24 protein-coding genes are annotated in these 25,291 nt (G+C 67.2%); 6 read left to right on the top strand and 18 right to left on the bottom strand.

Annotation, left to right across the window (positions count from 1 at the left end; translation table 11 throughout):
* Window positions 1–25 precede the first annotated feature (25 nt).
* Window positions 26–1,528, bottom strand: coding sequence for an IMP dehydrogenase (guaB, locus tag HLH48_RS02535; RefSeq protein WP_182995924.1), 1,503 nt, complete (start codon window positions 1,526–1,528; stop codon window positions 26–28).
* A gap of 117 nt (window positions 1,529–1,645) precedes the next feature.
* Between guaB and HLH48_RS02530 the strand changes: the two genes are divergently transcribed.
* Window positions 1,646–2,242, top strand: a complete 597-nt coding sequence (locus tag HLH48_RS02530) for a nucleoside 2-deoxyribosyltransferase (protein ID WP_182995923.1) — start codon at window positions 1,646–1,648, stop codon at window positions 2,240–2,242.
* A gap of 15 nt (window positions 2,243–2,257) precedes the next feature.
* On the opposite strand, the gene HLH48_RS02525 is transcribed toward HLH48_RS02530, so the two are convergent.
* The 15 genes from HLH48_RS02525 to HLH48_RS02455 all read right to left on the bottom strand — a co-directional run bounded on the left by HLH48_RS02525 (window position 2,258) and on the right by HLH48_RS02455 (window position 18,192).
* Window positions 2,258–2,746 (bottom strand): cystathionine beta-lyase, encoded by a 489-nt coding sequence (locus HLH48_RS02525; protein WP_182995922.1) that lies wholly within the window; start codon window positions 2,744–2,746, stop codon window positions 2,258–2,260.
* Window positions 2,724–3,179 carry a c-type cytochrome gene (locus HLH48_RS02520; protein ID WP_182995921.1) on the bottom strand — a complete coding sequence of 152 codons (456 nt, stop codon included), beginning with the start codon at window positions 3,177–3,179 and terminating at the stop codon, window positions 2,724–2,726. Before HLH48_RS02520 ends, HLH48_RS02525 begins: the two co-directional genes overlap by 23 nt.
* Entirely contained in the window at window positions 3,176–3,754 is a 579-nt protein-coding gene (gene mauA / locus HLH48_RS02515) for a methylamine dehydrogenase (amicyanin) small subunit (protein ID WP_182995920.1), read from the bottom strand. The genes HLH48_RS02520 and mauA overlap by 4 nt, the downstream gene beginning before the upstream one ends.
* Window positions 3,755–3,789: 35 nt before the next feature.
* Window positions 3,790–4,989 carry an amine dehydrogenase large subunit gene (locus HLH48_RS02510; RefSeq protein WP_182995919.1) on the bottom strand — a complete coding sequence of 400 codons (1,200 nt, stop codon included), beginning with the start codon at window positions 4,987–4,989 and terminating at the stop codon, window positions 3,790–3,792.
* Window positions 4,990–5,152: 163 nt separating this feature from the next.
* On the bottom strand, window positions 5,153–6,712 hold the full coding sequence (locus tag HLH48_RS02505) for a SpoVR family protein (RefSeq protein WP_182995918.1): 1,560 nt from the start codon (window positions 6,710–6,712) through the stop codon (window positions 5,153–5,155).
* On the bottom strand, window positions 6,712–8,019 hold the full coding sequence (locus HLH48_RS02500; RefSeq protein ID WP_182995917.1) for a YeaH/YhbH family protein: 1,308 nt from the start codon (window positions 8,017–8,019) through the stop codon (window positions 6,712–6,714). The genes HLH48_RS02505 and HLH48_RS02500 overlap by 1 nt, the downstream gene beginning before the upstream one ends.
* A 19-nt stretch (window positions 8,020–8,038) precedes the next feature.
* Window positions 8,039–9,985, bottom strand: a complete 1,947-nt coding sequence (locus HLH48_RS02495; protein ID WP_182995916.1) for a PrkA family serine protein kinase — start codon at window positions 9,983–9,985, stop codon at window positions 8,039–8,041.
* A gap of 385 nt (window positions 9,986–10,370) precedes the next feature.
* Window positions 10,371–11,162 (bottom strand): MBL fold metallo-hydrolase, encoded by a 792-nt coding sequence (locus tag HLH48_RS02490; protein ID WP_182995915.1) that lies wholly within the window; start codon window positions 11,160–11,162, stop codon window positions 10,371–10,373.
* A 3-nt stretch (window positions 11,163–11,165) separates the two neighbouring features.
* Complete coding sequence (locus HLH48_RS02485) at window positions 11,166–11,957, bottom strand: TatD family hydrolase (protein WP_182995914.1); 792 nt, start codon at window positions 11,955–11,957, stop codon at window positions 11,166–11,168.
* Window positions 11,954–13,492: a methionine--tRNA ligase gene (gene metG / locus HLH48_RS02480; protein WP_182995913.1), complete on the bottom strand. Its 1,539-nt coding sequence runs from the start codon at window positions 13,490–13,492 to the stop codon at window positions 11,954–11,956. The genes HLH48_RS02485 and metG overlap by 4 nt, the downstream gene beginning before the upstream one ends.
* Entirely contained in the window at window positions 13,489–14,457 is a 969-nt protein-coding gene (locus HLH48_RS02475; RefSeq protein ID WP_182995912.1) for a DNA polymerase III subunit delta', read from the bottom strand. Before HLH48_RS02475 ends, metG begins: the two co-directional genes overlap by 4 nt.
* Window positions 14,458–15,093, bottom strand: coding sequence for a dTMP kinase (gene tmk / locus HLH48_RS02470; protein ID WP_182995911.1), 636 nt, complete (start codon window positions 15,091–15,093; stop codon window positions 14,458–14,460).
* Between the two features lie 5 nt (window positions 15,094–15,098).
* Window positions 15,099–16,355, bottom strand: a complete 1,257-nt coding sequence (locus HLH48_RS02465; RefSeq protein WP_182995910.1) for a D-alanyl-D-alanine carboxypeptidase family protein — start codon at window positions 16,353–16,355, stop codon at window positions 15,099–15,101.
* 2 nt (window positions 16,356–16,357) lie between these two features.
* Window positions 16,358–17,224 (bottom strand): RlpA-like double-psi beta-barrel domain-containing protein, encoded by an 867-nt coding sequence (locus HLH48_RS02460; RefSeq protein WP_264813364.1) that lies wholly within the window; start codon window positions 17,222–17,224, stop codon window positions 16,358–16,360.
* On the bottom strand, window positions 17,221–18,192 hold the full coding sequence (locus tag HLH48_RS02455) for a lytic murein transglycosylase (RefSeq protein WP_182995909.1): 972 nt from the start codon (window positions 18,190–18,192) through the stop codon (window positions 17,221–17,223). Before HLH48_RS02455 ends, HLH48_RS02460 begins: the two co-directional genes overlap by 4 nt.
* A 228-nt stretch (window positions 18,193–18,420) precedes the next feature.
* On the opposite strand from HLH48_RS02455, the gene HLH48_RS02450 reads away from it, so the two are divergent.
* Window positions 18,421–18,996, top strand: coding sequence for a DedA family protein (locus HLH48_RS02450; RefSeq protein WP_182995908.1), 576 nt, complete (start codon window positions 18,421–18,423; stop codon window positions 18,994–18,996).
* Window positions 18,993–20,093 carry a D-alanine--D-alanine ligase gene (locus HLH48_RS02445; protein ID WP_182995907.1) on the top strand — a complete coding sequence of 367 codons (1,101 nt, stop codon included), beginning with the start codon at window positions 18,993–18,995 and terminating at the stop codon, window positions 20,091–20,093. Before HLH48_RS02450 ends, HLH48_RS02445 begins: the two co-directional genes overlap by 4 nt.
* Window positions 20,094–20,116: 23 nt before the next feature.
* Here HLH48_RS02445 and HLH48_RS02440 read toward each other — a convergent pair whose 3' ends face one another.
* Entirely contained in the window at window positions 20,117–20,584 is a 468-nt protein-coding gene (locus HLH48_RS02440; RefSeq protein ID WP_182996048.1) for an MlaD family protein, read from the bottom strand.
* 116 nt (window positions 20,585–20,700) lie between these two features.
* On the opposite strand from HLH48_RS02440, the gene HLH48_RS02435 reads away from it, so the two are divergent.
* The 3 genes from HLH48_RS02435 (at window position 20,701) to HLH48_RS02425 (ending at window position 23,975) form a co-directional block, all read left to right on the top strand.
* Entirely contained in the window at window positions 20,701–21,543 is an 843-nt protein-coding gene (locus tag HLH48_RS02435) for an undecaprenyl-diphosphate phosphatase (protein ID WP_182995906.1), read from the top strand.
* Between the two features lie 14 nt (window positions 21,544–21,557).
* Window positions 21,558–22,349, top strand: coding sequence for a GDSL-type esterase/lipase family protein (locus HLH48_RS02430; protein ID WP_182995905.1), 792 nt, complete (start codon window positions 21,558–21,560; stop codon window positions 22,347–22,349).
* A gap of 90 nt (window positions 22,350–22,439) precedes the next feature.
* Window positions 22,440–23,975, top strand: a complete 1,536-nt coding sequence (locus tag HLH48_RS02425; RefSeq protein ID WP_182995904.1) for an APC family permease — start codon at window positions 22,440–22,442, stop codon at window positions 23,973–23,975.
* Window positions 23,976–23,981: 6 nt separating this feature from the next.
* Here the strand turns inward: HLH48_RS02425 and HLH48_RS02420 are convergent, their stop codons facing one another.
* A complete protein-coding gene (locus tag HLH48_RS02420; RefSeq protein ID WP_182995903.1) occupies window positions 23,982–25,151 on the bottom strand; it encodes a mechanosensitive ion channel family protein in 1,170 nt (389 codons plus the stop codon).
* Window positions 25,152–25,291 lie beyond the last annotated feature (140 nt).

Genomic DNA, 25,291 nt, shown 5'->3' with positions numbered 1-25,291 from the left:
ATCGGAGATGGCGATCGGTGTCGGGTCAGTCACGCCGATAATTCGGCGCTTCACGGGTAATCGCCACGTCATGGACATGGCTCTCGCGCAAACCCGCCCCGGTGATGCGGCGGAAGCGCGCGCGCACTTGCAGGTCGGCGACCGTGGCGGACCCGGTATACCCCATCCCCGCGCGCAGCCCCCCGACCAGTTGATGCACGACGGCATCCATCCCGCCCTTGAAGGCGACGCGCCCCTCGATCCCCTCGGGGACCATCTTGTGGGTTTCCTTGATCTCCTGCTGGAAATAACGGTCGGCCGAGCCGCGCGCCATGGCGCCCAGGCTGCCCATGCCGCGATAGGATTTATACGAGCGCCCCTCGTAGAGAAACACCTCGCCCGGCGCCTCGGCGGTGCCAGCCAGCAGCGAGCCGACCATCACCACATCGGCCCCCGCCCCGATCGCCTTGACGATATCGCCCGAGGTGCGGATGCCGCCATCGGCGATCACCGGAATATCGCGTTCATGACAGGCCGCCGCCGTTTCCAGCACCGCGGTGAACTGGGGCACGCCCACGCCGGCGACCACGCGCGTGGTGCAGATAGACCCGGGACCGATGCCGACCTTCACGCAATCGGCACCGGCCTCGATCAGGGCAACGGCCGCCTCTGGCGTCGCGACATTGCCGGCGATCACCTGGATCCGCTCATCGAGCGCCTTGACCCGCGCCACGGCCTCCATCACGCCCGCCGAATGGCCATGCGCGGTATCCACGACCACGACATCCACCCCGGCCTCGATCAGCGCGCGGGCACGGTTGAAGCCGTCCTCGCCCACGCCGGTCGCGGCGGCGCAGCGCAGACGCCCCATCTCGTCCTTGTTGGCCAACGGATAGAGAACCGCCTTTTCCATGTCCTTGACGGTGATCAGCCCGATGCAGCGATGCGCGTCATCGACCACCAGCAGCTTCTCGATCCGGTGACGATGCAGAAGCTGGCGAGCCTCGTCACGCCCGACATCGGCGCGGACGGTCACCAGGTTGTCGCGCGTCATCAGGTCGTCGACCCGCTGGTTCGGATCGGTGGCGAAGCGCACGTCGCGGTTGGTCAGCACGCCCACCAGCCGCTTGGTCTCACGCTCGATCACCGGCAGGCCGCTGATGCCGTGCCGGGTCATGATGGCGTTGACATCGGCCAGGGTCTGGTCGGGCCATACCGTCACCGGATTGACGACCATGCCCGATTCGTACCGCTTGACGCGCCGGACATGCTCGGCCTGCTCGTCGATCGTCAGGTTCTTGTGGATCACGCCGATACCGCCCTGCCGGGCCATGGCGATCGCCATCGAATCCTCGGTCACGGTATCCATCGCCGCCGAGATCAGCGGAATGTTCAGGCCGATCCGCCGGGTCAGGCGGGTACTGGTCGCGGTCTGGCCGGGCAATACCCGCGATTCGGCGGGAACGACCAGAACGTCGTCGAATGCCAGGGCCTCGCGAATGCGCTCCTCGACACGGGACACGGAAAGCGGATGGCTGGGGGAAGACATCGTGCTGGAACCTCATCTACCGTTGCAGGGGTCCCAGTGCCTCGGGTACCCGACCGTTGGCGCTTCCACATAAGATGCGAATCGGATCGTGGCAAGAAAAAGGAGCACAGAAGTGGCATGACGACGAACCGAACCGTCTATCTGGCCGGCGACCTGGTCTTTCGTCCCGGCGCGATCGCGATTTTCGACCGGCTGCGGACCCTGTGCGGGCAGGTCGGGCTGGAGGGCCTGGCCCCCTTCGACGGCCAGGCCGGCATCGAATCCCTGCCGCCGGGGCGTGAGACGATCCTGAAGATCGTGACCGCCGACCGCGCCCTGATGGACCGTTGCGCCGGCGGCATCTTCTGCCTCGATCCCTTCCGCAGGGCCGCGGACATGGACCCGGGCACGGCGGTCGAAATCGGCTACATGCTGGCGCAGGGCAAGCCGCTCGCCGGCTACACGGTCGATGGCCGCCCGTACCCCGAGAAAGTCGCCGCCTATCGCCGCGCCGCCTGGAACGACGCGCTGCGCCCCCGCGTCACGCCTGACGCCCCGGTCGGATCGGGCGCGCTGGAAGATGCGGACGGCATCCTGGCCCATTCCGACGGTATGGTACAGAACGGCATGGCCGAAGGCTTCATCCACCTGTCCGGCGGCATGGTCGCGGTCCATGACGATTTCTATCAGGCGTTCGCCATCGCGGCCGCCGATCTGGCGCGCCGCCTCCCCTGACGGAACCGGCGCCCCCTACCGACGGCCCGCCGCGCAGGCGATCGCCCGCGCCCACACCTGCCCGCGCAGCGCCGGCAGGTCCGTGGTGCTGAGGGCGTGGCCCCGCTGGGCGTGGATTTCCGCGGCGGTAAAGGGGCGGGTTCCCGTCGGCGTGCTCTCTCCCCCCAGGTCGAACAGTACGAAATTCATCACGCGCGCCATCAGCGCGTCATCGCGGATCAGCGACATCGACACGCCGGGCACCGTCAGCAGATAGGTCCGCCCCTCCGGCGTGCAGCTCAGCGTGCCGACCCGGTCGCGCAGGGTCGGGATATAGGTCTGCCCCGACCGTCCCTCGATCCCGTGGCAGCCGCCGCATTTTTCCAGATAGGTGGAACGGACCTGATCCAGCGCCCAGGCCCCCCGCCCAGGCATCATCAGGCCGGCCACGGCGACAATCGCCAGGACCGGCCATGGCAGACGGACGAAGCGTCCGCGAGTCTCAGGGGAGCGGATGCGCCGCATTCAGCGCCTTCCGGGCGGCCGCGACGGCCGAGGATGCCATCGGCGCCGCGCGCGCGGCCGCAACGTCCGCGGGCGTCACGACCGGCGCCGGCTTGGTGCCGCCCAACGACGACAGATAGGACAGAATCGCCGCCACGTCGTCGTCGGACAGGGACTTGAAGCTGGGCATGAACCCGACATAGGTCGCCCCGGCAACGTCGATCGAACCGCTCAGGCCGTTCATCAGCACCTCGGTCACATATTTCTTGCCGTCGGGCGTCGAGATGATCTTGTCGATCCGATTCGCCAGCGGCGGAAACTGGCCCGGCGCGCCGACTCCACCGCCCTGGTGGCAGATACCGCAATTCGCGCCATAGAGCGCCTGGCCATCCGGCGCGGCGAGGGCGGGGGTGGCGGCACCCAGAGACAGGGCCAGGGTAAGGATCTTCTTCATTCGGCGGTTCCTACAATCACGGCGGTCGAACAATTATAAAGCAGCGACCCGGTCCCGAAACACCAGATGATGTCGTTGTTGGCCTGCGGACGATAGGTCGGCAGGTCGCCGTCGGTACCCAGGCAGTTCTGCTCGTTGCACGCATCCTGCCCGCAGCAGTCGCGATAGGCGATCAGGTACGCGCGACGATCCTGCGGGTTGAAACAGGTGCCGATCCACGAGGTCGGCGACGGATGCGTCCCGGGCGGGCAGCTATGAACGCCGCCGCCGCAGGTGGTGCAGAGATTGCCGTCAATGGCGCAATAACGCCAATAGTCGCACTTCGTGTCGTCCCTGGCCTGCGCCTTGGCCGCGAACGGCGACGGCGCGGCGCCGGCCTCCGTCGCCGCCCGCGCGTCACGCCGCCAGACCGGCAGCAGCGGAAAGGCCGGGATCGCCGCCGCCCACCCGCCCAGCCGCGCCAGCGCGCCGCGGCGGGAGGACCGGCCGGCAAGATAGCGGGCAAGCCGTTCGGCCATGCTGTCGAGGCCGTTCCGCGACACGCCGACGGCCTCCCGGTTTTCAGGATCGGGCATATCGTTTCTCCGTCACGCCGGGATCATTCGGCGGCTCATTCTCCCGGGGCCGCCGTAAAGATCAGCGCATCGCCCAGCGCCGCGATCTTGCGCAACGGCTTGCCGTCGGCCCCGTCCAGCACCATCAGGTCGCCGGCATCATCCGTCAGCATCAGGCGCGACTGCGCGTCCTGGGTCACGCCGACCATCATGCTGCGGGCCGCCAGAGCGATGCGCCGCACCAGCCGATGCGTCTTCAGGTCCAGTTCCCACAATTCCGACCCGGCATCCTTGTGCGTCCAGAAGGTGCCCTTGTGCATCAGTACGAACAGGTGCGAATCCCGCGCCCGCAACGCCGCGAGCTGCCATCCGCCCGGCCGCCACGCCACCTCGAACGGGGCGCGGGCGTCCGACGCCGCCTTCAGGCCGGCCGCTTCCTGGATCGACCAGGGCTTGGCGATGCTGGATTGCGATCCCAGCGTCGCTTCATAGACCAGGCCGCTATAGGAAATGAACCAGACATGGCCGTTGGCCGCGACGTCCGGACTATGCTCGAAGACCGGGTCGCGGTCGGGCACGAAAAACGGCGGGGTCCGCGTCAGCGCCGGCACGCCCTTGGCATCCATCCGTACGTTCGCCAGCGACCCGTCGCCGCAGATCGACGAAAACCCGGCATTCCCCCATGGATAGATCAGCCCGCAGCCCGGCACGTCCACCGTCCGCACCACCGATTTCAGGCCTGTATCATAGACATGGACCGCATTGGTCGGGCTGGAATCATAGACATAGACGTAATGGCCATCGGCGCTGATCGCCATGTCGGGCTTCTTGGGCGTGATCAGCGCCCGGCCCGGCAGGTCGATATCCGCCGTCGGTTCCAGCGTGCGCGGATCATAGGCCGCCAGCATGTCGTGACGCTTGCCGCGATTGCCGCGTTCCCACGTCGTCTCGGCGACATAGAACGCCTTGCCCGCCGGATCGGCCACCACGTTGGCGTTATAGGCCGCCTGCACCATGCCCAGCAGCCGCCCGGTATCGAGGTCCACGACATAGACCCGTCCGTCCTTGCTGTGGCGATACACGCCATCCTCGACCAGCACCCGGTGCGGGCCGCCGGGCGGCAGGGTCACGATGTCGCTTTCCTCGGTCTGGAGGATCGGCTCGGCGGCCCGCGCCGGCCCCTGCGCCGCGATCGCCGTCAGGATACAGGCTGCCGCGAGAGCGCGCGGAACGCGAGACCGTCGATCAGCCGTCATGCGACCGCCGACCCCGCACAGAAGATACCATGTTCATCCAGCCAACCCTGTCGCTCGCCCCATCGGACCCGAACCATGACTCGGATGCCGCCCGCCATCCGGTTCGATATCCTTCCGATACAAATTTTCGGAAACAAACGCCAGAGCCTTTCCACCCGGTCCCCTACTGCGATGGCCCCGCCGCATGACTGGCCAGGACGGTACCCGTCTGCGAATCCACCTCGTTCAGCACGACGCCATACCCCCATAGCGTCGCAAGGTAATCCAGCGTCTGGCGCGCATCGCCGGCCTGGAGCAACTCGCCGGCCTTTGTCCGATGTTCCAGCTTCAGGGTGCGGTCGCCCAGCAGATCGACATCGACGATCTCGATCTCGGTATAGAACGTGCCGGGGTCGTAGACCCGCGCCAGACTGCGGCGGATATCGCGATATCCCACCTCGTCGTGAATGGCATCGACCAGCAGGTAGGGCTGGGCGGTATCGTCGCACAGGCGGAACATGCGAAAATCGCGAATCACCTTGGGGGAAAGAAATTGCTGGATGAAGCTCTCATCCCGATATTCCGCCCAGGCATGGCGCAGCGTGCCGATCGCGTCTCCATTGCCCGCGATGTCGGGAAACCACTCCCGATCCTCGCTCGTCGGCTCGGTGCAGATGCGCGCGATATCCGTCATCATCGCATAACCGAGCGCATAGGGGTTGAACGACGCCCCGCCTCCCGTGTCGAAGCCGGGCTGGTTGATCACGTTCGACGTGGAATGGATGACTTCGAGATAGGCCGCGTCGTCGATCCGCCCCAGCTCGTGCAGGCGCCGCATGATGTAGGCATGCACCCAGGTCGCGCAGCCCTCGTTCATCATCTTCACCTGGGGCTGCGGATAGAAATATTGCGCGATCATGCGGACGATGCGGATGATCTCACGCTCCCATGGTGCCAGGCGCGGAGCGTTCTTTTCCAGGAAATAGAGCAGATTTTCCTCGGGTAGTCCCAACAGCCGGCGCGCGTGGCTCCCCTCGGCCGTCCCGCCGGCCTCGCCGGCCTCGGCCGGCAGCGTCCGCCACAGATCGTTGAAGACGCTGTCCTCATAGGCCCGCCGCTCCTTCGCCCGCTGCTGCTCGGCCTTCAGGTCCAGCTTGCGGGCGCCGGAATGGCGGTTGACCCCCTGGTTCTGCAAGGCATGGGCCGCGTCCAGCACCCGCTCCACCGCGCGCTGGCCATGCCGCTCCTCGCACCGCGCGATGTAGCCACGGGCGAATTCCAGATAGTCCAGAATGTCGGACGGGTCCGTCCATTCCCGGAACAGCCTGTTATTGCGAAAGAAATGGTTATGCCCGAACGCCGCGTGCGCGATCACCAGCGCCTGCATGGTCGCCGAGTTCTCCTCCATCAGGTAGCTGATGCAGGGGTCGGAATTGATGACGACCTCATAGGCCAGCCCCATCAGCCCGCGCCGATAGGCGTTCTCATGCCCGATGAAGCGCTTGCCGAACGACCAGTGCTTGTACCCCACCGGCATGCCGTGCGCGGTATAGACATCCAGCATCTGCTCGGAGGTGATGATCTCCACCCGGTTGGTATAGATCTCCAGCCCCAGTTCGCCGCGCGCGATCTCCTCGATCGCGTCGTAGCAATCGCGGATGGTCTGGAAATTCCAGTCATTGCCGGAATAGAGCAGCCCGCCGGCCCGCGCCGGCGGCCCGCCCCCTGATACGATCTGGTCCATCAAGCCTCCGCGCTATCGCGCTGACGGGAAAACAGGTCGCGGAAAACCGGAAAGATCTCCTTGCGGTCGCCCACCTGGCGAATCGCCAGATGCTCGTTCTCGTCGGCGATGGCGCGATAGCTGCGCCACAGATCGGTCTCGCCGCGAATCACCGCCCCCGATCCCGTGATTTCGATATAGGCATAATACTGCACCGCCGGCAGGATATCGTCCCGCAGCAGGCTGGCGGTGCGGGTGGTGTCGGACGACGCGTTGTCGCCATCCGAGGCCTGCGCGACATAGATATTCCAGTTGGCCGAGGGAAAGCGCTCCCGCTGGATGGTTCGCATCAGTTCCAGCGCAGACGAGACGATGGTGCCGCCAGTACGCGGATCGTGGAAGAACGTCTCCTCATCGACCTCCTCGGCGCTTTCGGCATGGCGGATGAAGACGATTTCGACCTTCTTGTACCGCCGTTCCAGAAACACATGCAGCAGCAGGAAGAACTGCTTCGCCAGGTCCTTCATCCGCTCGGTCATCGAACCCGAGACATCCATGACGCAGAACATCACCGCCCGCGTCGCCGGCTGCGGCATGATCGTATAGCGGCGAAAGCGCAGGTCGACCGGATCGACCCACGGGATCCGCGCCATGCGCTGGCGCAGGGTCCCGCGCCGCTCGCGCAGCCCTTCCAACTCCTCCAGTTCCTCGGCCGACGCGGGCCGCAGGGCTTCCAGCGCGGCGATACGCTCCTCGACATCCAGTAATTCCTGCGGCTTGGGCCGGCCCAGCCCCAGGCGCCGCGCGATCGACCGGCGCATCGTCCGTCCCAGATCGAGATGCGAGGGCGATCCCTCGTTGCTCAGGCCGGAACGCGCGGGCACACCGTTTTCGGTGGTCGAGATCTCGCGCTTGATCAGGTCGGGCAATTCCAGGTCGTCGAAGAACAGATCCAGGAACTCATCCCGGCTCAGCACGAAACGGAAGGAATCCTCTCCTCCGCCCGCCTCGCCGGCCTGCCCGGCCCCCGAGCCCTGCCCGCCGCCGCCACCCGGCGGCCGTTGCAGCCGGTCGCCGCGCGAGAACTCGCGGTTTCCGGTCAGGACGATCTCACGCACCCCGTCCGAGAAGACACGATGCAGCGAAGGCTCGTGCAACGCATCCGCCGGGACCGAGATCGCATTGCCCTGCCCCACCTCCCTGATCTTGCCGCGCGCGACCGCGTCCCGCACGGCCGTCTGCACGGCCGAGCGGGCACGCTGGAGCACGCGCCGCCGGTTTTCGATATTTTTCCCATGGGGATTGGGACGTCTGTCAATGATATCCACTGGGCGACACCATTCCCGTTCAGGCGGATTGCTTCACCCGCATGTACCATTCAACGAGCCGTCGAACCTGCCGTTCCGTATAGCCGCGCGACACCATCCGCTCGACGAACTCGTCATGCTTGCGCTCGGTCTCGCCATCCTTCTTGGACCCGAAGCTGATGACCGGCAGCAGATCCTCGACCTGGCTGAACATCCGCTTCTCGATCACGTCGCGGATCTTCTCGTACGAGGTCCAGGACGGGTTGCGCCCGCCATTGCCGGCCCGCGCGCGCAGCGAGAACTTCACCACCTCGTTGCGAAAATCCTTGGGGTTGGCGATGCCCGCGGGCTTCTCGATCTTGGTCAGTTCGGCGTTCAGCAACTCGCGATTGAGCATCTGCCCGGTATCGGGGTCCTTGAAGTCCTGGTCCTCGATCCACGCATCGGCATAGTCCAGATAGCGGTCGAACAGGTTCTGGCCGTAATCGTTGTAGCTCTCCAGATAGGCCTTCTGGATTTCATGGCCCAGGAATTCGGCATAGCGGCCGGCCAGTTCCGATTTCAGGGTCGCCAGGTAATTCGCCTCGATTTCCGCCGGAAACTGCTCGCGCCGCACCGCCTGTTCCAGCACGTACATCAGATGCACCGGATCGGCCGAAATCTCGGCCGAATCATGGTTGAAGGTCGCGGACAGCACCTTGTAGGCGAACCGGGTGGAAATCCCGTCCATCCCCTCATCCACCCCGGCGGCGTCGCGATATTCCTGCATCGTGCGCGCCTTGGGGTCGGTCTCGCGGATATTCTCGCCGTCATAGACCCGCATCTTGGCGAACTGGGTAGAGTTCGGATGCGCCTTCAGCCGCGACAGGACCGCGAAACGGGCCAGCATTTCCAGCGTGTTGGGCGCGCAGGGCGCATTCGCCAGGCTGGAGGACTGGACCAGCTTCTCATAAATTTTCGTCTCCTCCGTCACCCGCAGGCAATAGGGTACCTTGATGACGCAGACGCGGTCCAGAAACGCCTCGTTGGTGCGGTTGTTGCGAAAGGTCTGCCATTCGGCTTCGTTCGAATGGGCCAGGATCACGCCGGTAAAGGGAATGCTGCCGATATTCTCGGTGCCGACATAATTGCCCTCCTGCGTCGCCGTCAGCAGCGGGTGCAGCATCTTGATCGGCGCCTTGAACATCTCGACGAATTCCAGCAGCCCCTGGTTCGCGCGGTTCAACCCGCCCGAGAAGCTGTAGGCATCGGGATCGTTCTGGCTGAAATGCTCCAGTTGCCGGATATCGACCTTGCCCACCAGGGCCGATACGTCCTGGTTGTTGTCGTCGCCCGGCTCGGTCTTCGCGATCGCGATCTGGCGCAGCCGCGACGGATGCACCTTGATGACGGAAAAGCGCGACAGGTCCCCGTCGAATTCCTCCAGCCGCTTCAGCGCCCACGGGCTGGCAACGCCGGTCAGCAACCGGCGCGGAATGCCATATTGCTCCTCCAGCGCCGCGCCCATGCGCTCGGGGTCGAACAGGCCCAGCGGGCTTTCGAAGACGGGGCTGACATGCCGCCCGGCCTTCAGCACGTAGATGGGCTCCTTTTCCATCAGCGCCTTCAGCCGCTCGCCCAGGGACGATTTGCCGCCCCCCACGGGGCCGAGCAGGTAAAGGATCTGCTTGCGTTCCTCCAGCCCCTGCGCGGCATGGCGGAAGAAGCCCACGATCTGCTCGATCGTCTCCTCCATGCCGAAGAAGTCCGAAAACGCGGGATAGATCCGCAGGGTACGGTTCATGAAGATGCGCGACAGGCGCGGGTCGCGCGATGTATCCACGCTCCTGGGCTCGCCGATCGCCTTCAGCATCCGCTCGGCCGCGGTTGCATGGCACGACGGGTCGGTGCGGCAGGCTTCAAGGTAGTCGGGCAGACTCATCTCGATTTCGCGACGCTGGTCGCGCATCGCGGTGGCCATAGAAAACACATTAAAATCAGAAACCATCCTGGGAAGTCTCCGAACCGTCGCCAGAAACCGTCACGCCGTCTGGACGACCATGCATGGATACGCATCTCCTCCGGGGAAATGCCCCCGGGGGCGGGAAGAACCGTCAGTCCTGTTCGCTCTGCAATCGGGTATTCAATACACATTCCCCCTTGCTGTCTGGCCCATTTACAGGCAGATAGGCACGCTGCCGCCCCGGACAAGAGCGGCTTGCGGTGGTGGAATCGCAGTCGGCGATCGCGCTGCGAAATCCCGGGCCATCACACCGAAGGCTATCGCCCCCCGCGTTCGGGATTCAACCTAAATCGCGTGACGCTCCGCGAACACCCGCCCGAACGGCAAGGGATTTTCGCAACGGCGGGGGCCGCTCCCCGCCGATCACGGCTCAGCGAAAGGCGATTCGCATACCGTCGAAGGCAGGCTCCACGCCCTCCGGCAGCGCGTCGCGCATCCAGGCCCAGTCCATATCCGCGCCCATATGCGTCAGGATCACCCGGCGCGGCGCCAGACGGGCGCGCCATGCCAATACCCGGTCCAGCCAGGCATGGGCGTTGTGGGGCCCTGATCGCTGGAAGCAATCCACCAGCCAGGTCTCGACTCCCGCCAGGGCCGCGAACGCCTCATCGGGCAGGTCGACCACGTCGGTGGAATAGGCGAGCGGCCCGCACCGCACGCCCAGCGACAGCGTGCGCCCGTGGATCTGTTCGAACAGGGTCAGGCGCAGCCCGGCCACGTCCACCGTCTCGCCCGCATGCACCGCGCGCGGCACCACCACGGGCCGATAGAAACCGGGCGGCGACCACGGGCGGAAGGCATAGCTGAACCGCGTCTCCAGTTCCTCCAGCACCGGCGGCGTGGCCAGGACCGGCAGCGGGCGGTCGATCGCCCGGTTGATCGCCCGAACCTCGTCCAATCCCGCGATATGATCGGCATGGGCATGGGTGTAGAGAACCGCATCGAACCGCTCGATGCCCTGCGCCAGCAACTGCGCGCGCAGGTCGGGCCCGGTATCGATCAGCACCGCCCGCCCGTCATCGCCCCGCAGCAGCACCGAGGCCCGGGTCCGGCAGTTCCGCGATTCCGCCGGATCGCAGACCCCCCAGTCGCCCCGGCCGTCCGGGCCGCCGATCATCGGCACCCCGGCGGATCCTCCGCATCCCAGGACGACCAGTTCCATCGCTCAGGCCGCCCGGCTGAACAGGCGGGTGAAGTTTTCCGTGGTGCGTTCCGCCAGATGGCCGGGCGTCATGCCGCGCTCCTCGGCCAGCCGCAGCGCGGTATGGGCAACCAGCGCCGGTTCGTTGCGCTTGCCGCGCCGGGGCACCGGCGCCAGATAGGGCGAATCGGTCTCGACCAGCAGCCGCTCCTGCGGAATATCCCGCGCGATCGCCCGCAGCGCGTCGGAACGCGGAAAGGTCAGGATACCCGAGAAGCTGATATACCCCCCCAGTTCCAACCCCGCCCGCGCCAGGTCCGGCCCGGAGGCGAAGCAGTGCAGCACGAAGCGAAACGCCCCGTTCGTCTCGACCTCGTCGCGCAGGATCGCGGCGACATCCGCGTCGGCCTCGCGCGCATGGATCACCAGCGGCAGGTCCATGCGCCGCGCCGCCGCGATATGGGCGCGAAAGCGCGCCTGCTGCAAAGGGCGCACGGCCTCGGCGCCATGGAAATAATCCAGGCCGCTCTCGCCGATGCCGATCACGCGCGGATCGTCGGCCACGGCCACGATGCCGTCGGCATCGGCCACCACGCATTCCTCGACATGGTCGGGATGGGTGCCGACCGTACACCACACCCGCACGTCCGGCCGGTCGAAGCGGGTCAGGTCCTTCTGCTGCCACGCGCGCGACAGGCGGGTGCCGATCGTCACCATGCCGCCGACGCCGGCCGCGCGCGCCCGCTCCAGCAGGCCCGGAATCTCCTCATCGGTGAAATGGTCGAGATGACAGTGCGAATCGATCAGCGCACTCATTGCGCCGCGTCCTCCACGTAGCGCGGAAAGATCCCCTGCGGCGCGGGCAGCGCCCGCCCCTCGGGCAGCGGGCGTTCCAGCGCCGCGAAATCGCGCTCGTCCTCCGCCACGCCCAACTGGGTCAGCAGCGCGCCCATGCTGCCGGGCATGTAGGGCTGGAGCACGGTGCCGATCACGCGCAGCGCATCCACCAGCACGCGCAGCACCACCGCCATCCGCGCGGGGTCGGTCTTGCGCAGCGCCCAGGGGGCCTGATGATCGATATAAGCGTTGCAGGCGCGGATCACCCGCCACACATCCTCCAGCGCGTCGGTCAGCGCATGGCGGTCCAGATGGTCACCCATCAGCGCCGGCAACAGCGCCGCCTGCGCCAGCAGCGCGTTATCGGCGTCCGCGCGCTCGCCCCGCGCCGGCAGCACGCCGCCGCAATTGCGCGCCACCAGGCTCAGCGTGCGCTGGGCCAGATTGCCAAGGTCGTTCGCCAGTTCCACATTCAGCCGGTTGATGATGGCGCGGCGGCTCAGGTCGCTGTCCCCGCCGAACGGCATCTCGCGCATCAGGAAGAAGCGCAGCGGATCGACGCCGAACTCCGCCACCAGGTCGCGCGGGTCGACGACATTGCCCAGCGACTTGCTCATCTTCTCGCCCTCGATGGTCCACCATCCATGCGAGAACACGCAGTCCGGCAGCTCCAGCCCGGCGGCCATCAGCAGCGCGGGCCAGTAGACCGCGTGGAAACGGACGATATCCTTGCCGACCAGATGCAGGCTGGCGGGCCAGAACCCGGCGCGCGGGTCGCCGGCATCGGGAAAGCCGATGGCCGACAGGTAGTTGGCCAGCGCATCCACCCACACATACATCACATGATCCGGGTCGCCCGGCACGGGGATGCCCCAGCGGAAGCTGGTGCGGCTGACCGACAGGTCGCGCAACCCCTGCCGGACGAAGCTGGCGACCTCGTTGCGCCGCGACGCGGGCTCTATGAAACCGGGCCGCGTCTCGTACAGCGCCAGCAGCCGGTCGGCGAACGCCGACAGCCGGAAGAAATAGGACGGCTCGCGCACCCATTCGACCGGCGCGCCGGTCGGCGCCACCTTCGTGCCGTCGGGGCGGGTGACCAGTTCGTCCTCGTTGTAGAAGCTCTCGTCGCGCAGCGCGTACCAGCCTTCATACGCGCCCAGATAGATATGCCCGTTGGCGGCGATCCGTTCCCACAGCGCCGTGGCTCCGGCGACGTGCCGTGGCTCCGTCGTGCGGATGAAATCGTCGTACGAGATATTCATCACGTCGTACATTGCCCGAAAATCGGCCGAAACCTGGTCGGCGAAGACGATCGGCGCCACGCCGGCGGCCAGGGCTGCCTGCTCGACCTTCTGCCCGTGCTCGTCGGTACCGGTCAGGAAGAAGACGTCATGCCCCGCCAGCCGCTTGAAACGCGCCATCACGTCGGCGGCGACGGATGTATAGGCATGCCCGATATGCGGCGCCCCGTTCACATAATAGATCGGTGTCGTGACGTAATAGCGCCCAGTCATCTTCCACTCACCAAAGTCAGGCCGTTCAGCAGGGCCTGTTGTTTATCCAGGTTGAACCGTTCCGTCTCGGCCCGCAGGTCGGCCAGGCGACGCCACAGCTCCGCCATGCGGCGCGCCGACGACGCCCCGTCCGCGCTCCCTCCGCCGCGCAGGGCGAGGGTACGCGCGTGTTTCGATATGGCATCACACAACAAATCGAAGAAGACCGGAAAGCCATTTTCCCGCTTCAGCACGCTCTCGGCGATGTCATACATCGCCCCCGCATCCGGCGGCGTCTCCAGCACCCGCGCCACCAGCGCGCCCAGCGCGGCGCCGTCGCCCGCCAGCAGCGCCAGGGCACGGCCGGGCGATCCATGGGCCAGCGGCGCCACCCGCGCGATCTCCTCGGGCGCCACATCCTCCGCGACGCGGGCCAGAACCTCCTGCATCCGCGCCGCCGGCAGCGGCTCCAGCCGCAGGGTGCGGCACCGGCTGCGGATGGTCGGCAGCAGGCGGCCCGGCGCGGCACAGGTCAGGATCAGGATCGCGCGCGGCGGCGGCTCCTCCAGGATCTTCAGGATCGCATTGGCGGCGCTGCGATTCATGAAGTCCGCGCCATCCACGATCACCACGCGCCACCCGTCCTCGGCCGCCGTCCGGTGCAGGAACTGGCCGATCGGGCGCACATCGTCGGCCACGATCTCGGCCCGCATGCGCTGGCGCTTCTCGTCCACGCCCCGCGCGATATACAGCAGGTCGGCATGGCTGCCGGCCGCGATCCTGCGCGCGGCGGTACTGTCCGCCCCGGTCGCCTTCAGCAGCACCCGCGCCATCCAGAAGGCGAAACTCGCCTTGCCGATCCCCTCGGGGCCGGTCAGCAGCCAGGCATGATGCAACCGGCCCGCGCCCCACGCCTCCTCGAACGCACGGCGGGCGTCGTCATGCCCCACCGGCTCCGGCCCGTCGCGCGGCGTGGCGGCCGCCATTCAGCCCCCCCCCGCCAGACGCGCATCGACCAGCCGGGCAACCTCCGCCGCCACCACCTCGACCGGCCGGTCGGCGGCGAGCCTGACGCAACGCCCCGCATGGGTCCGGGCGATCGTCTCGAATCCCTCGGCCACGCGGGCGTGAAAGGCCTCGTCGGCCGCCTCGTACCGGTCGGACCGGCCGCCGCGCGCCCGCAGGCGCGGCAGCGCCAGCGCCCGGTCCAGGGCCAGGACCAGCGTCAGGTCCGGCGTCAGCCCGACCTGGGCGGTCAGCACCTCGATCAGCCCGACCGTCGCGGGGTCGCCCCGCCCGGCCCCATAGCCCTGATAGGCCATGGTCGAATCCGCGAACCGGTCGCAGATCACCACGGCCCCACGCGCCAGCGCCGGCCGGATCAGCCGGTCCACATGCTCGCACCGCGCGGCGAAATGGGCCAGGATCTCGGCGCGCGGCGACAGGTCATGGCCGCCGAACAGCAGGAAATCGCGCAGCGCCTCCGCCCCCGGCGTCCCACCCGGTTCGCGCGTCCGCACCACGTCGCGCCCCAGCGCGCGCAGATGCGCCTCCAACAGCCCGACCTGGGTGGATTTGCCGGCGCCCTCGCCGCCCTCGAAGGTGATGAACAGGCCCGGCACCGGCTTCAGTGCCGGCCCAGTTTCTGGCCCAGTACCGTCGAGGCCCTGGCCAGCAGCCCCAGCCGCGGCACGGACTGCCCCGCCACCAGCGGCATGCGGACATCCGGCAGGCCGGGCGTCGTCAGCACCAGGTTGCCCAGCGCCTGCCCCGCCGCCACCGGCGCCGCGACCGGCGCGACATAATCCACGCCGACATGCACCCGCGTCCGCCATCCATGCGGCAGCGTCATCACGACATCCCGGGTGGCCACCAGCGGCACGGTCGGCTGGCTGCCCAGCCAGACGGCCGCCTGGTCCACCACGTCGCCCTTGCGGAACAGGGTCGCGTTCTCGAAATTCGCGAACGCCCATTCCAGCATCCGCTCGCCCTCATGCGCGCGTGCGTTGCTCGACGGCATGCCGTTCAGCGCCAGCACCACGCGATTGCCACCCCGATCGGCGCTGGCGCACAGCCCGAAGCCGCCGGCATCGGTGTGGCCGGTCTTCAGCCCGTCGGCCAGCCCCTTGTCCACCAGCACGTTGCGGTTGCCCTGGGCGATCTTGTTGAAGCGGAAATCCTTCTCCGAGAAGAAGTGATAATATTCCGGGAAGTCCCGGATCAGCCGCACCGCCACCGTCGCCACGTCCCGGGCGCACATGTAATGATTGTCGGCCGGCCAGCCGGTGGCGTTCATGAAGTGCGAGTTGATCAGCCCGATCTTGCCGCCCATTTCGTTCATCAGGGCGACGAACTGCTCCTCCGAGCCGGAGATCCCCTCTGCCAGCACGATGCAGGCATCGTTGCCGGACTGGATGACCATGCCCTGGATCAGGTCCTGCACCGGCACGCTCTCGCCCAGGGGCACGAACATCTTCGAGCCCTGCATGCGCCACGCCTTCTCGCTGACCGGCAGCGCCTGGTCCAACTTCAGGCGGCCGGATTTCAGCATGCCGAAAACGATATAGGCCGTCATCATCTTGGTCAGCGAGGATGGCGGCATGCGCTCGTCCGCAGCCTTTTCCAGCAGCGTCGTGCCGGTGGTGACATCCACGATGCAGGCCCAGCGGGCAACGGTATCGACCGGCCCGATCAGGCTGGCGGCGGGTGGCCCGGCCGGTGCCGCGGCCTGGTCGGTGCCGGATTCGTCGTCCGACTGCCCGGCGGCCGGGGCGTGGCCGCCTGCATGCGCGTGGCGCCGGCGCGGCGCGGCGGCGGCCAGGGAGCCGGTGGCGGCCAGCACGGCCGTCCCAGCCAGAAGAAACCTTCGGGTTTGCACGTTCATCCTTATTCGACGACGATCCGGGCGCCGGTCATACCGGAACCCAGGATCTGGTCCAGCGCCCTGTCCGCCCCGGCGACATTCATGAAGGGCCCGACATGGACCCTCCAGGCCGCGCGACCGCGATCCCGCACCGGAATCACCCGGCCGCCGGTCCGCGCCGCGGCGACCTGCGCATAGCGCAGGGTGGAAAACGTCCCGGCATCCACCCACAACGTCCCGCCCTGGACATATCCCTGCCGCACCGCCGGCGGCAGGCTGCCCATCAGGGCCGAAATATCGGTCGTCCCCACTGCGCCGACCGGCGCCGACACGACCATGCCGCCGCTGCCCGGACGATCGAGCGATTCCGCGCGGATCTGGTCGACCGGCGCGGCCGAGACATCCAGATGCTGGCCGCCCGGCAGGGCCTCGGCCAATTGTTCGTTCTCGGCCTCGTGCCCGATCACCTCGACCTGCACCGGGTTGGCGCCGATGCCCAGCAGGGCGGCCGCGCGCGGCGTCAGGCCGATCAGGCGCCCGGGGGCTTCCGGCCCACGGTCGTTCACCCGGATGGTCAGTTCGCGCCCGTTTTCCAGATTACGCACCGTCACGATGGCCGGCAGTTGCAGCGTCGCATGGCGGCCGGTCAGCGATTGCGGATCGTAATGCTCGCCATCGGCGGTGACATAGGGCGTCTGGTCGGGGTCCGCGACCGCCAGCCCGGTCTGCCGGTAGGCAAACGCCTCGCGCGGATACTGCCATACGCCGTCCATCTGGTACGGCGCGCCCACGACATAATGCGGATCGGCCGGCGGCAACCCGGGTTCGGCCCTGTGACAGCCCGCCAGCCCCAGCACGGCCAGCGTCACGGGAAGGGCGCGGCGAGTCACGTGACGTCGCGACCCAGCAGCCCGACGGCCAGCGCATAAAAATCCGAGGGGTTGTAGCGGCGGATGACCGAGAAATTGCGATACACCATGAAGGCCTCCCCCCCGGGTCCATCCGGGCGAAGCACCGCCCCGCGAATGTCGGCGCGCGAAAACGGGCGCCCATCGGCCCGGCGCACGCCCCGCGCCATCCAGTCTTCCAGGGTATGGACGGCGCCGCGTCCCAGTTCGGCCTGCGCCAGCGACGCCGGCACCATGATCTCCTGCCCCCAGGGCTCGCCGCCCACCCAGCCGCAGCGCGCCAGATAATTGGCGATCGAGGCCATGACATCGGGCTCGCTGTTCCAGATGTCGCGGCGGCCGGTGCCGGTAAAGTCGACGGCATAGCGCAGATAGGCGCTGGGCATGAACTGGGGCTGGCCCATCGCGCCGGCATAGCTGCCCAGCATGGACTCGGGCTCGACATCCCCATGGTCGAGAATGCGCAACGCATTCATCAGCTCGGTCCGGAAGAACGCGGCCCGCCGCCCGTCATAGGCCAGCGTCGCCAGCGCATCGGCGACATGGAAGGTCCCCATCCGCGTACCATAGGCCGATTCCAGGCCCCAGATCCCCACCAGCGGCTGGCGGTCGACGCCGTAGCGTCCGCTGACCGCCGCCAGCAGTGCGGCGCGGCTCGCGGCGGCGGCGCGCCCGTCGGCAATCTTCTTGGGCGTCAGCACCTTCTGGCGATATTGCGCCCAGGTCAGGGTGAATTCGGGCTGGTGGCGATCCAGTTGCAGGACCCGCTCGTTAGGCGCCCGCAGCGCCAGGGCCCGGTCGATGATCGCGGCCGACAGGCCACGCCCCACGGCCTCGGCCCGCACGCCGGCCAGGAACGCGGGATAGGATTGCGTGGCCGCGCGCGCCACGGGCAAGCCGGCGGCGAAAGCGGCCGAGGCCGACAGCAGGAATCCACGGCGTCCGATCATGATCGAAGCTGTGCCACAATCCGCCACGGGCTTTCAATCCTCGCCGCCGGCGGCGAGCGATTTGGCGGTGGTGGCGAAGCATGCCACAAGGTCGGCAATCCGGGCACGGCCCAGGCCGGGCCGTCCGGCGACCGCGCGGACCGGATTCCATGGGCAAGAGGTTCACGACGTGAGGATTCCGACCCGATTCTTTCAGCCGTTCCAGGATTGAACGGCGTCACCCCGGTCATGTATCCCTCACTCACCACACTGTTCGCCAAGGCCGGCGCCGTCCCCGCCGTGCAGGCGCTGGTCATCATCCTCGGCACCTTCATTCTCGAAGACGCCGCGACCATCCTCACCGCGATGGAGGTCCAGACCGGCCAGGTCGCCCTTTTGGTGGCCTTACTCGCACTTTATGTCGGGATCGTGGCGGGCGACCTGGGGCTGTACGGCCTGGGCCGGCTGGCCGCCCTGTGGCCGGCGGCCCGGCGCTGGGTCAAGGTCCCCGGCAATGACGACGGGCAGAACTGGTTCGGCCGGAACGTGTTCCGCATCGTGTTCATCAGCCGCTTCATCCCCGGCGCGCGGCTACCCCTCTATACCGCCTGCGGATTCTTCGCCGCCCCGGTGCGGCGCTTCGCCCTGGCGGCCGTCGCGGCGACCCTGATCTGGACAACGCTGCTGTTCACGGTATCGCTACAGGTCGGCCATTTCCTGATCACCCATCTGGGGGCATGGAAATGGGCCGGAATGGGCGGTTTCGCCCTGACCATCATCCTCGTCGGCCGGATCGTGGCCAATCTGCGGAGTCCGTCCCGATGACCCATGCCTCCACCGCGCCCGCGACGTCGCGCATCGGCCCATCCCGGCCGCCGTCGCCGCTGTCGATGTTCGAATTCTGGCCGGGCTGGGCCTTCTATACCCCCGTCGTGCTGTACTGGATCGCGATGGGGCTGCGCCATGGCGACCTCAGCCTGCCCACGGCCGCCAACCCACGGATCGAAACCGGCGGCCTGTGCGGCGAAAGCAAGACGGGCATCCTGGACATGGCGGGCGAGACCGCCCGCCAGTGGATCGCGCCGTATACGACCATCACCACCGGATCGTCCGACGACCCGGTCGCCGCGATCGCGGCCCTGGCGCGCGCCGGGCTGGCGCTGCCGGTGGTGCTGAAGCCGGATATCGGATGCAACGGAACCGGCGTGAAGCTGGTCACCACGCCTGACGAACTGGCTGCGGCAGTGGTGCTGTTTCCGGCGGGAATCCGGCTGGTGATGCAACGCCTGATCCCGTTCGAGCACGAGGCCGGCGTGTTCTACATCCGCCACCCGGACGAAGAACGCGGCCGCCTCACCTCGCTGACCTACAAGGAGGCGCCGCTGTTGGTCGGTGACGGCCGGTCGACCGTCCGCCAGTTGATCGACGCCGATGCCCGCACCCGCCTGGTGCCGCATCTCTACCTGCCCCGGCTCGGCGCGCGGGTCCACGATATCCTGCCGGCGGGCGAGACCATGCGCCTGGTCTTCGCCGGCAATCACTGCAAGGGCTCGATCTTCCGCAACGGCGCCGACGACATCACCCCGGCCCTGACCGAGCGGATCGACCGCATCATGCACGACATCCCGGATTTCCATTTCGGCCGGATCGACCTGAAATTCGAATCGGTCGCGTCCCTGCGACTCGGTCGGGGGTTCGAGATCATCGAAATCAACGGCGTGGGGTCGGAAGCGACCCATATCTGGGATTCCCGCACGACGTTGCGCGAGGCGTATGAGGCGCAGTTCATGCATTACCGCGAGACGTTCCGCATCGGCGCGAAAAAGAAGAAGGCGGGCTGGCGCTCGGCCGGCGCCTTCACGATGCTCCGTTACTGGCGCCGCCAGAAGAAACTTCTGGCATCCTACCCGCTTAACGATTGACCGACCGGGCCATTCGGCGCGGGCTACGGCGCCGAACCGGAGGACAGGCCACCATTACCGAAGATGTAATTGCTCACCTGCTGCTCCAGGCTGACGGCTTCCTGCGCGTTGGCGATCACCGTGCCGGGTGCCATCCGCGCCTTCGCCGTCCCCGGACGAATCATCAGCGAGTCGTCGCTCGTCATCGTCGCGCTGCCGATCGTCACCCCGCTATCGGCCGGCAGGGACAGCGCCCGATCGACGGTGAAGTGGACATTCGCCATCGCCATCACCGGGTCCAGCACGATGGCGGTCACGCGCCCCACGGGCACGCCGGCCAGTTGCACGTCGGCCCCCACATGCAGGCCGTTGGCCGAAATGAACCGGGCCGTCAGCGCATAGCGATCATGGCTCAGGTCGGTCTGCGAGGCCCGGGCATAGATATAGAATCCGACCGCGACCAGCAGGACCAGACTGCTGAAGACGGTCGCGCTTCCTTTTTCCCGCACCAAATGCCTCACTCCTTCATCCCTTCGGCCCCCAATTCGCCACAATGCCCGGCAAGTCCTTGCCGTGCGGGTGAAAAATGGGCACCACGCCAGTCTAAATCGCCATGGACAGCCGGACAATGACAGTTTTCCAAGCCATCATGATCGCGATCCTCCAGGGCGCGACCGAACTCTTTCCGGTCAGCAGCCTGGGACACGCCGTCATTGTCCCCGCCCTGCTCGGCTGGGTCATCGACCCTGGGGGGGAAATCTTCCTCCCGTTCCTGGTCATGCTGCATCTGGGGACGGCCGCGGCCCTGCTCTATTTCTTCCGCAGCGACTGGATCGCCATCTTCCAGGGCATGACCGGGCGCGGTGGCAGCCAGCGACAGGCCGAGAGCATCCATATCCTCGCCCTGCTGGTCGTGGCGACGATTCCCGCCGTCATCATCGGCGCGGCGCTGGAACATTGGCTGCGGTCGCTGTTCGGCAGCCCGCGCTATGCCGCCATCTTCCTCACCCTCAACGGCATCCTGCTGATGCTGGCCGATCGGCTGCGCGGCAACCGCGCCGTCCAGCCCGGCCGTCCCATCGCGTCGCTGACCTATGCCGACGCGCTGGTCATCGGCCTGTGGCAGTGCCTCGCCTTCTTCCCCGGCATCTCGCGTTCGGGCGCGACGATGGTCGGCGGCCTGTTCCGCAGGCTCAATCACGAGGGTGCCGCGCATTTCTCGTTCCTGATGGCCCAGCCCGTCATCATCGGCGCGGCGGTGCGCGAGGCCGCGCACATGCGCCACGTCCCCCTCGCGCCCGGGCAGATGAAGATGGCCACGCTGGCCGCCCTGGTGGCGGCGGTGACCGCGCTGGCCAGCACCGCCTTCCTGATGCGCTATTTCCGCAAGCATGAGCAATGGGCGCTGCGTCCGTTCGGCTATTACTGCATCGTCGCCGGCGCCGTCTGTTATATCGCCCTCGGCCACTGAAGATACCGGATCCCATGAGACAGTCCATCCGTCGCCCTCTCCTGGCGATCACCACCCTGCTCACCCTGGCCGCGCCCGCCGCCGCCTCGGCCGCGCCGGCCAACCTGGCGGTCCAGCAAGTCTCGCGCATGGACACGCCCTGGTGGCACCGGCGCTTTGCCGAAAAGCAGGCGGCCATCGCCGCCGGCCGCTACGATCTCGTCTGGCTGGGAGATTCGATCACCCAGAACTGGGAGCGCACAGGCCCCGAGCCCTGGCGCGATTTCGCGCCGGTCTGGCAGCGGTTCTACGGCGACCGCCACGCCATCAATCTGGGCTTCAAGGGCGACAGCACCTGCCATGTCCTGTGGCGCCTGGCGCATGGCGAGCTGGATTTCCGCACGCCCCCCCGCCTGTTCGTGATCATGATCGGCGCCAATAATTTCGGCCATGTCCACACCGACGCGGCCCGGACCTATCCCGGCATCACCCGCATCGTCGACGCGATCCACACCCGCTTCCCGACCACACAGGTCCTGCTGCTGGCAGTCCTGCCCTCGATCCGCTCGGCCTGGGTCAGCGCCAACACGCGGCAGTTGAACACCATGCTGGAGGCGGATATCCGCCAGGGTCGCCCGTGGCTGCACGTGCAGGATGTCGGCGCGGCCGTGGAAACACACGGCGCGCCCGACCCGTCACGCTTCCTGGACCCGCACCTGACCCCACCCGATCCGCCGCTCCACCCGACGGCGGCAGCCCAGGAAGAGATCGCACGGATGATCGAGCCGACGGTCGCGGCGATCCTGGGCGATCACCGTCACAAATGACGCGACCGGCAGCACGCGCACCTCGCCGTCTTGCATACAGACCCCTTTTGCAACGATACAGGCTTCTCCCGTTCTGATATTGTGAATTTTATGCCTCTCCCTCCAGCGCCTACCAGTCGCCTGCGGCTCCGCAAGACCATCCAGCAGATCGAAACCGAGAGCCAGAATCATGGGCTGCGGCGCACCCTTGGCCCCATCCAGTTGATGATGCTGGGCATCGGCTCGACCATCGGCGCCGGCATATACGTCATGACCGGCACCGCCGCCGCCAATTACGCGGGTCCGGCCATCCTGCTCTCGTTCCTCGTCGCCGGCCTCGCGTGCCTGTTCACCGCGCTGTCGTATGGCGAACTGGCCTCGACGATGCCGGTCTCCGGCTCGGCCTACAGCTACGCCTATGTCTCGATGGGCGAAGGCGCCGCCTGGGCGGTGGGGTGGCTGCTGCTGCTGGAATACGGCGTGTCCTGCGCCGGCGTCGCGGCGGGTTTTTCCGGCTATGCGACCAGCCTGCTGCACGATCTGGGCGTTCATATCCCCGCTTTCCTGAGCACCACCCTGGTCCAGACCCTGCCGACGGCGCAGGGCGCCAGCCTGCTGGTCGCCCCCCGGATCGATCTGGTGGGCGCCCTGTCGGTGGCCGTGGTCACCGGCCTGCTGGTGCTGGGTATCGAGGATTCCGCGCGGATCAACACGCTGATCGTGTTCGTCAAGGTCGGCGTGCTGATGCTCTTCCTGGCGTTCGGCATCCGCTATATCCACCCCGCGAACCTCCTGCCGTTCATCCCGCCCAGCGAAGGCGGGTTTCATTTCGGCGTTCCGGGCATCTTCCGCGCCGCGTCGGTGATCTTCTTCGCCTATGTGGGGTTCGAGACCGTCTCGACCGCCTCGGCCGAGGCGCGCAATCCGCGGCGGGACGTGCCGCTGGGCATCATCGGCTCGCTGGCGTTCTGCACGGTGGTCTATATATGCGTCGCCACGGTGCTGATCGGCGTCGTGCCCTTTCGCCAGTTGAACGTGGCCGATCCCCTGGCCATCGCGGTCGACGCGATCGGCCAGCCCTGGCTGGCGCTGCTCATCAAGATCGGGGCGGTGATCGGCCTCTGCTCGGTCATCCTGGGCCTGCTCTACGGCCAGACGCGCGTCTTCTTCACCATCGCCCGCGACGGGCTGCTGCCGCCGATCTTCTGCCGCCTGCACCCGACCTTCCGCACCCCGTGGATCGGCACCATCGTGCTGGGGGCGATCGTGGCGGTGGCGACCGCGACCCTGCCGATCGACATCATCAGCGACCTGGTCAGCCTGGGCACGGCCGCCGCGTTCGGCATCGTCTGCTTCACCGTCATCTGGCAGCGCAACGCCCGGCCCGACCTGCCGCGTCCCTTCAGCGTGCCGCTGGGCGGCATCCGGATCGGCGGGGTATGGATCGGCGTGGTGCCCGCGCTCGGGATCCTATTCTGCCTGGTCATGGCCGGCCCGCTGTTCGTGGACATGGTCGGCGCGCTGTTCAACGGCAATCCGCTGCCGATGATCCTGCTGGCTACCTACGTCGCGCTGGGCGTGCTCAGCTACATGTTCTACGGCCATGCCCATTCGCGTCTCGGGCGCGAAGGCACTGCGACCGTCTGACCCGCCTCATGCTCCCGGCGGCCCGGTATAGGCCCCGGGCGGCGGCCGATCGATCGACGGCGCCACCATCAGCGCCTCGCGGCCGTCCACGGACGCGACATGCGCCAGCCGCTCGCGCGGCAGGGCCTCGGGGCATTCGTCACGCAGAAAGACGATGATCTTTTCGCGGATCTCGCACCGCAGGTCCCAGCTCACCAGCGCCGAACGCGCGCTGGCGATGATCCGCACCGTCATCATGTGGGCGCTGCAATCGGCCACCTGCACGTCGAACACCTTGCCGTCCCACAACGCGCTGCCATGCACGATCTCGCGCAGCCGCGCGCGGATACGGTCCATCGGCGCATGGAAATCGACATACAGGAACACCACCCCGATCAGCGCCGCCGAATTGTGGGTCCAGTTCTGGAACGGATTTTCCAGAAACCACGAAATCGGCACGATATGCCTTCGCCAGTCCCATACCCGCAGCACGACATAGGTGGCGGTGATTTCCTCCACCCACGCCCAGTCGCCATTGATGATGATCAGGTCTTCCATGCGGATCGGCTGCGTCATCGCGATCTGCATGCCGGCGATCAGGTTGGTCAGCAGCGGTCGCGCCGCCAGGCCGACCACCACCGACGCCGCCCCCGCCGACGCGAACAGGCTCAGCCCGTATTCCCGCACCGATTCGAAGGTCATCAACGCCGACCCCACGGTCAGCAGTCCCACCAGGATATCCGCCATGCGCCGCAGCAGGCGCACCTGCGTCATGTGGGTCCGCAGCAGGATATCGTCGCGATCGTCCTTGCCGGTAATCCGCACCAGATAGGCGTCGGACAGCACCCGCATCGCCACGATCGCGGCATACCCCATCATCAGCACGAACAGCACCAGCAGCCCGTGCCTGCCCATCTGCGTCGTGCGATAGGAAAACCCCGTGGCCGGCAGCGCGGTCGCCACGAAGACGATCGCCAGGATCACCCGCGCCGGCCGCTGCATCGCGGTGGTGAAGGAGCGGAAGAACGCCCCCCTCTTCTGGCCCGGAACGCGCAGGACCAGCTTGGTCATGATCCGGCTGCAAATCTCGGCCATCAGCGCAGCCGCGCACAGCACCACCACCGAGGCCAGGGTACCCGGCAACCAGTCGAAGGAGACACGAATCCGCGTCAGAAGGTCGAGAAAGGCGTTTTTCACGAATCCAGCTTCACTCTATTCCGTGGCCTAACGCATCATGCCGATGGCACGAATGGCGTCATATCAAGGGGGACAAGGCACTTCTTTAACCATAATATGAGCCTTCGCCTCAAACCGCATCGGTGGGTTGACTTTGCCAG

The organism is Gluconacetobacter sacchari, from assembly GCF_014174255.1.
GTDB classification, from domain to species: domain Bacteria; phylum Pseudomonadota; class Alphaproteobacteria; order Acetobacterales; family Acetobacteraceae; genus Gluconacetobacter; species Gluconacetobacter sacchari.
This window is presented reverse-complemented; position numbering and strand designations above follow the sequence as displayed.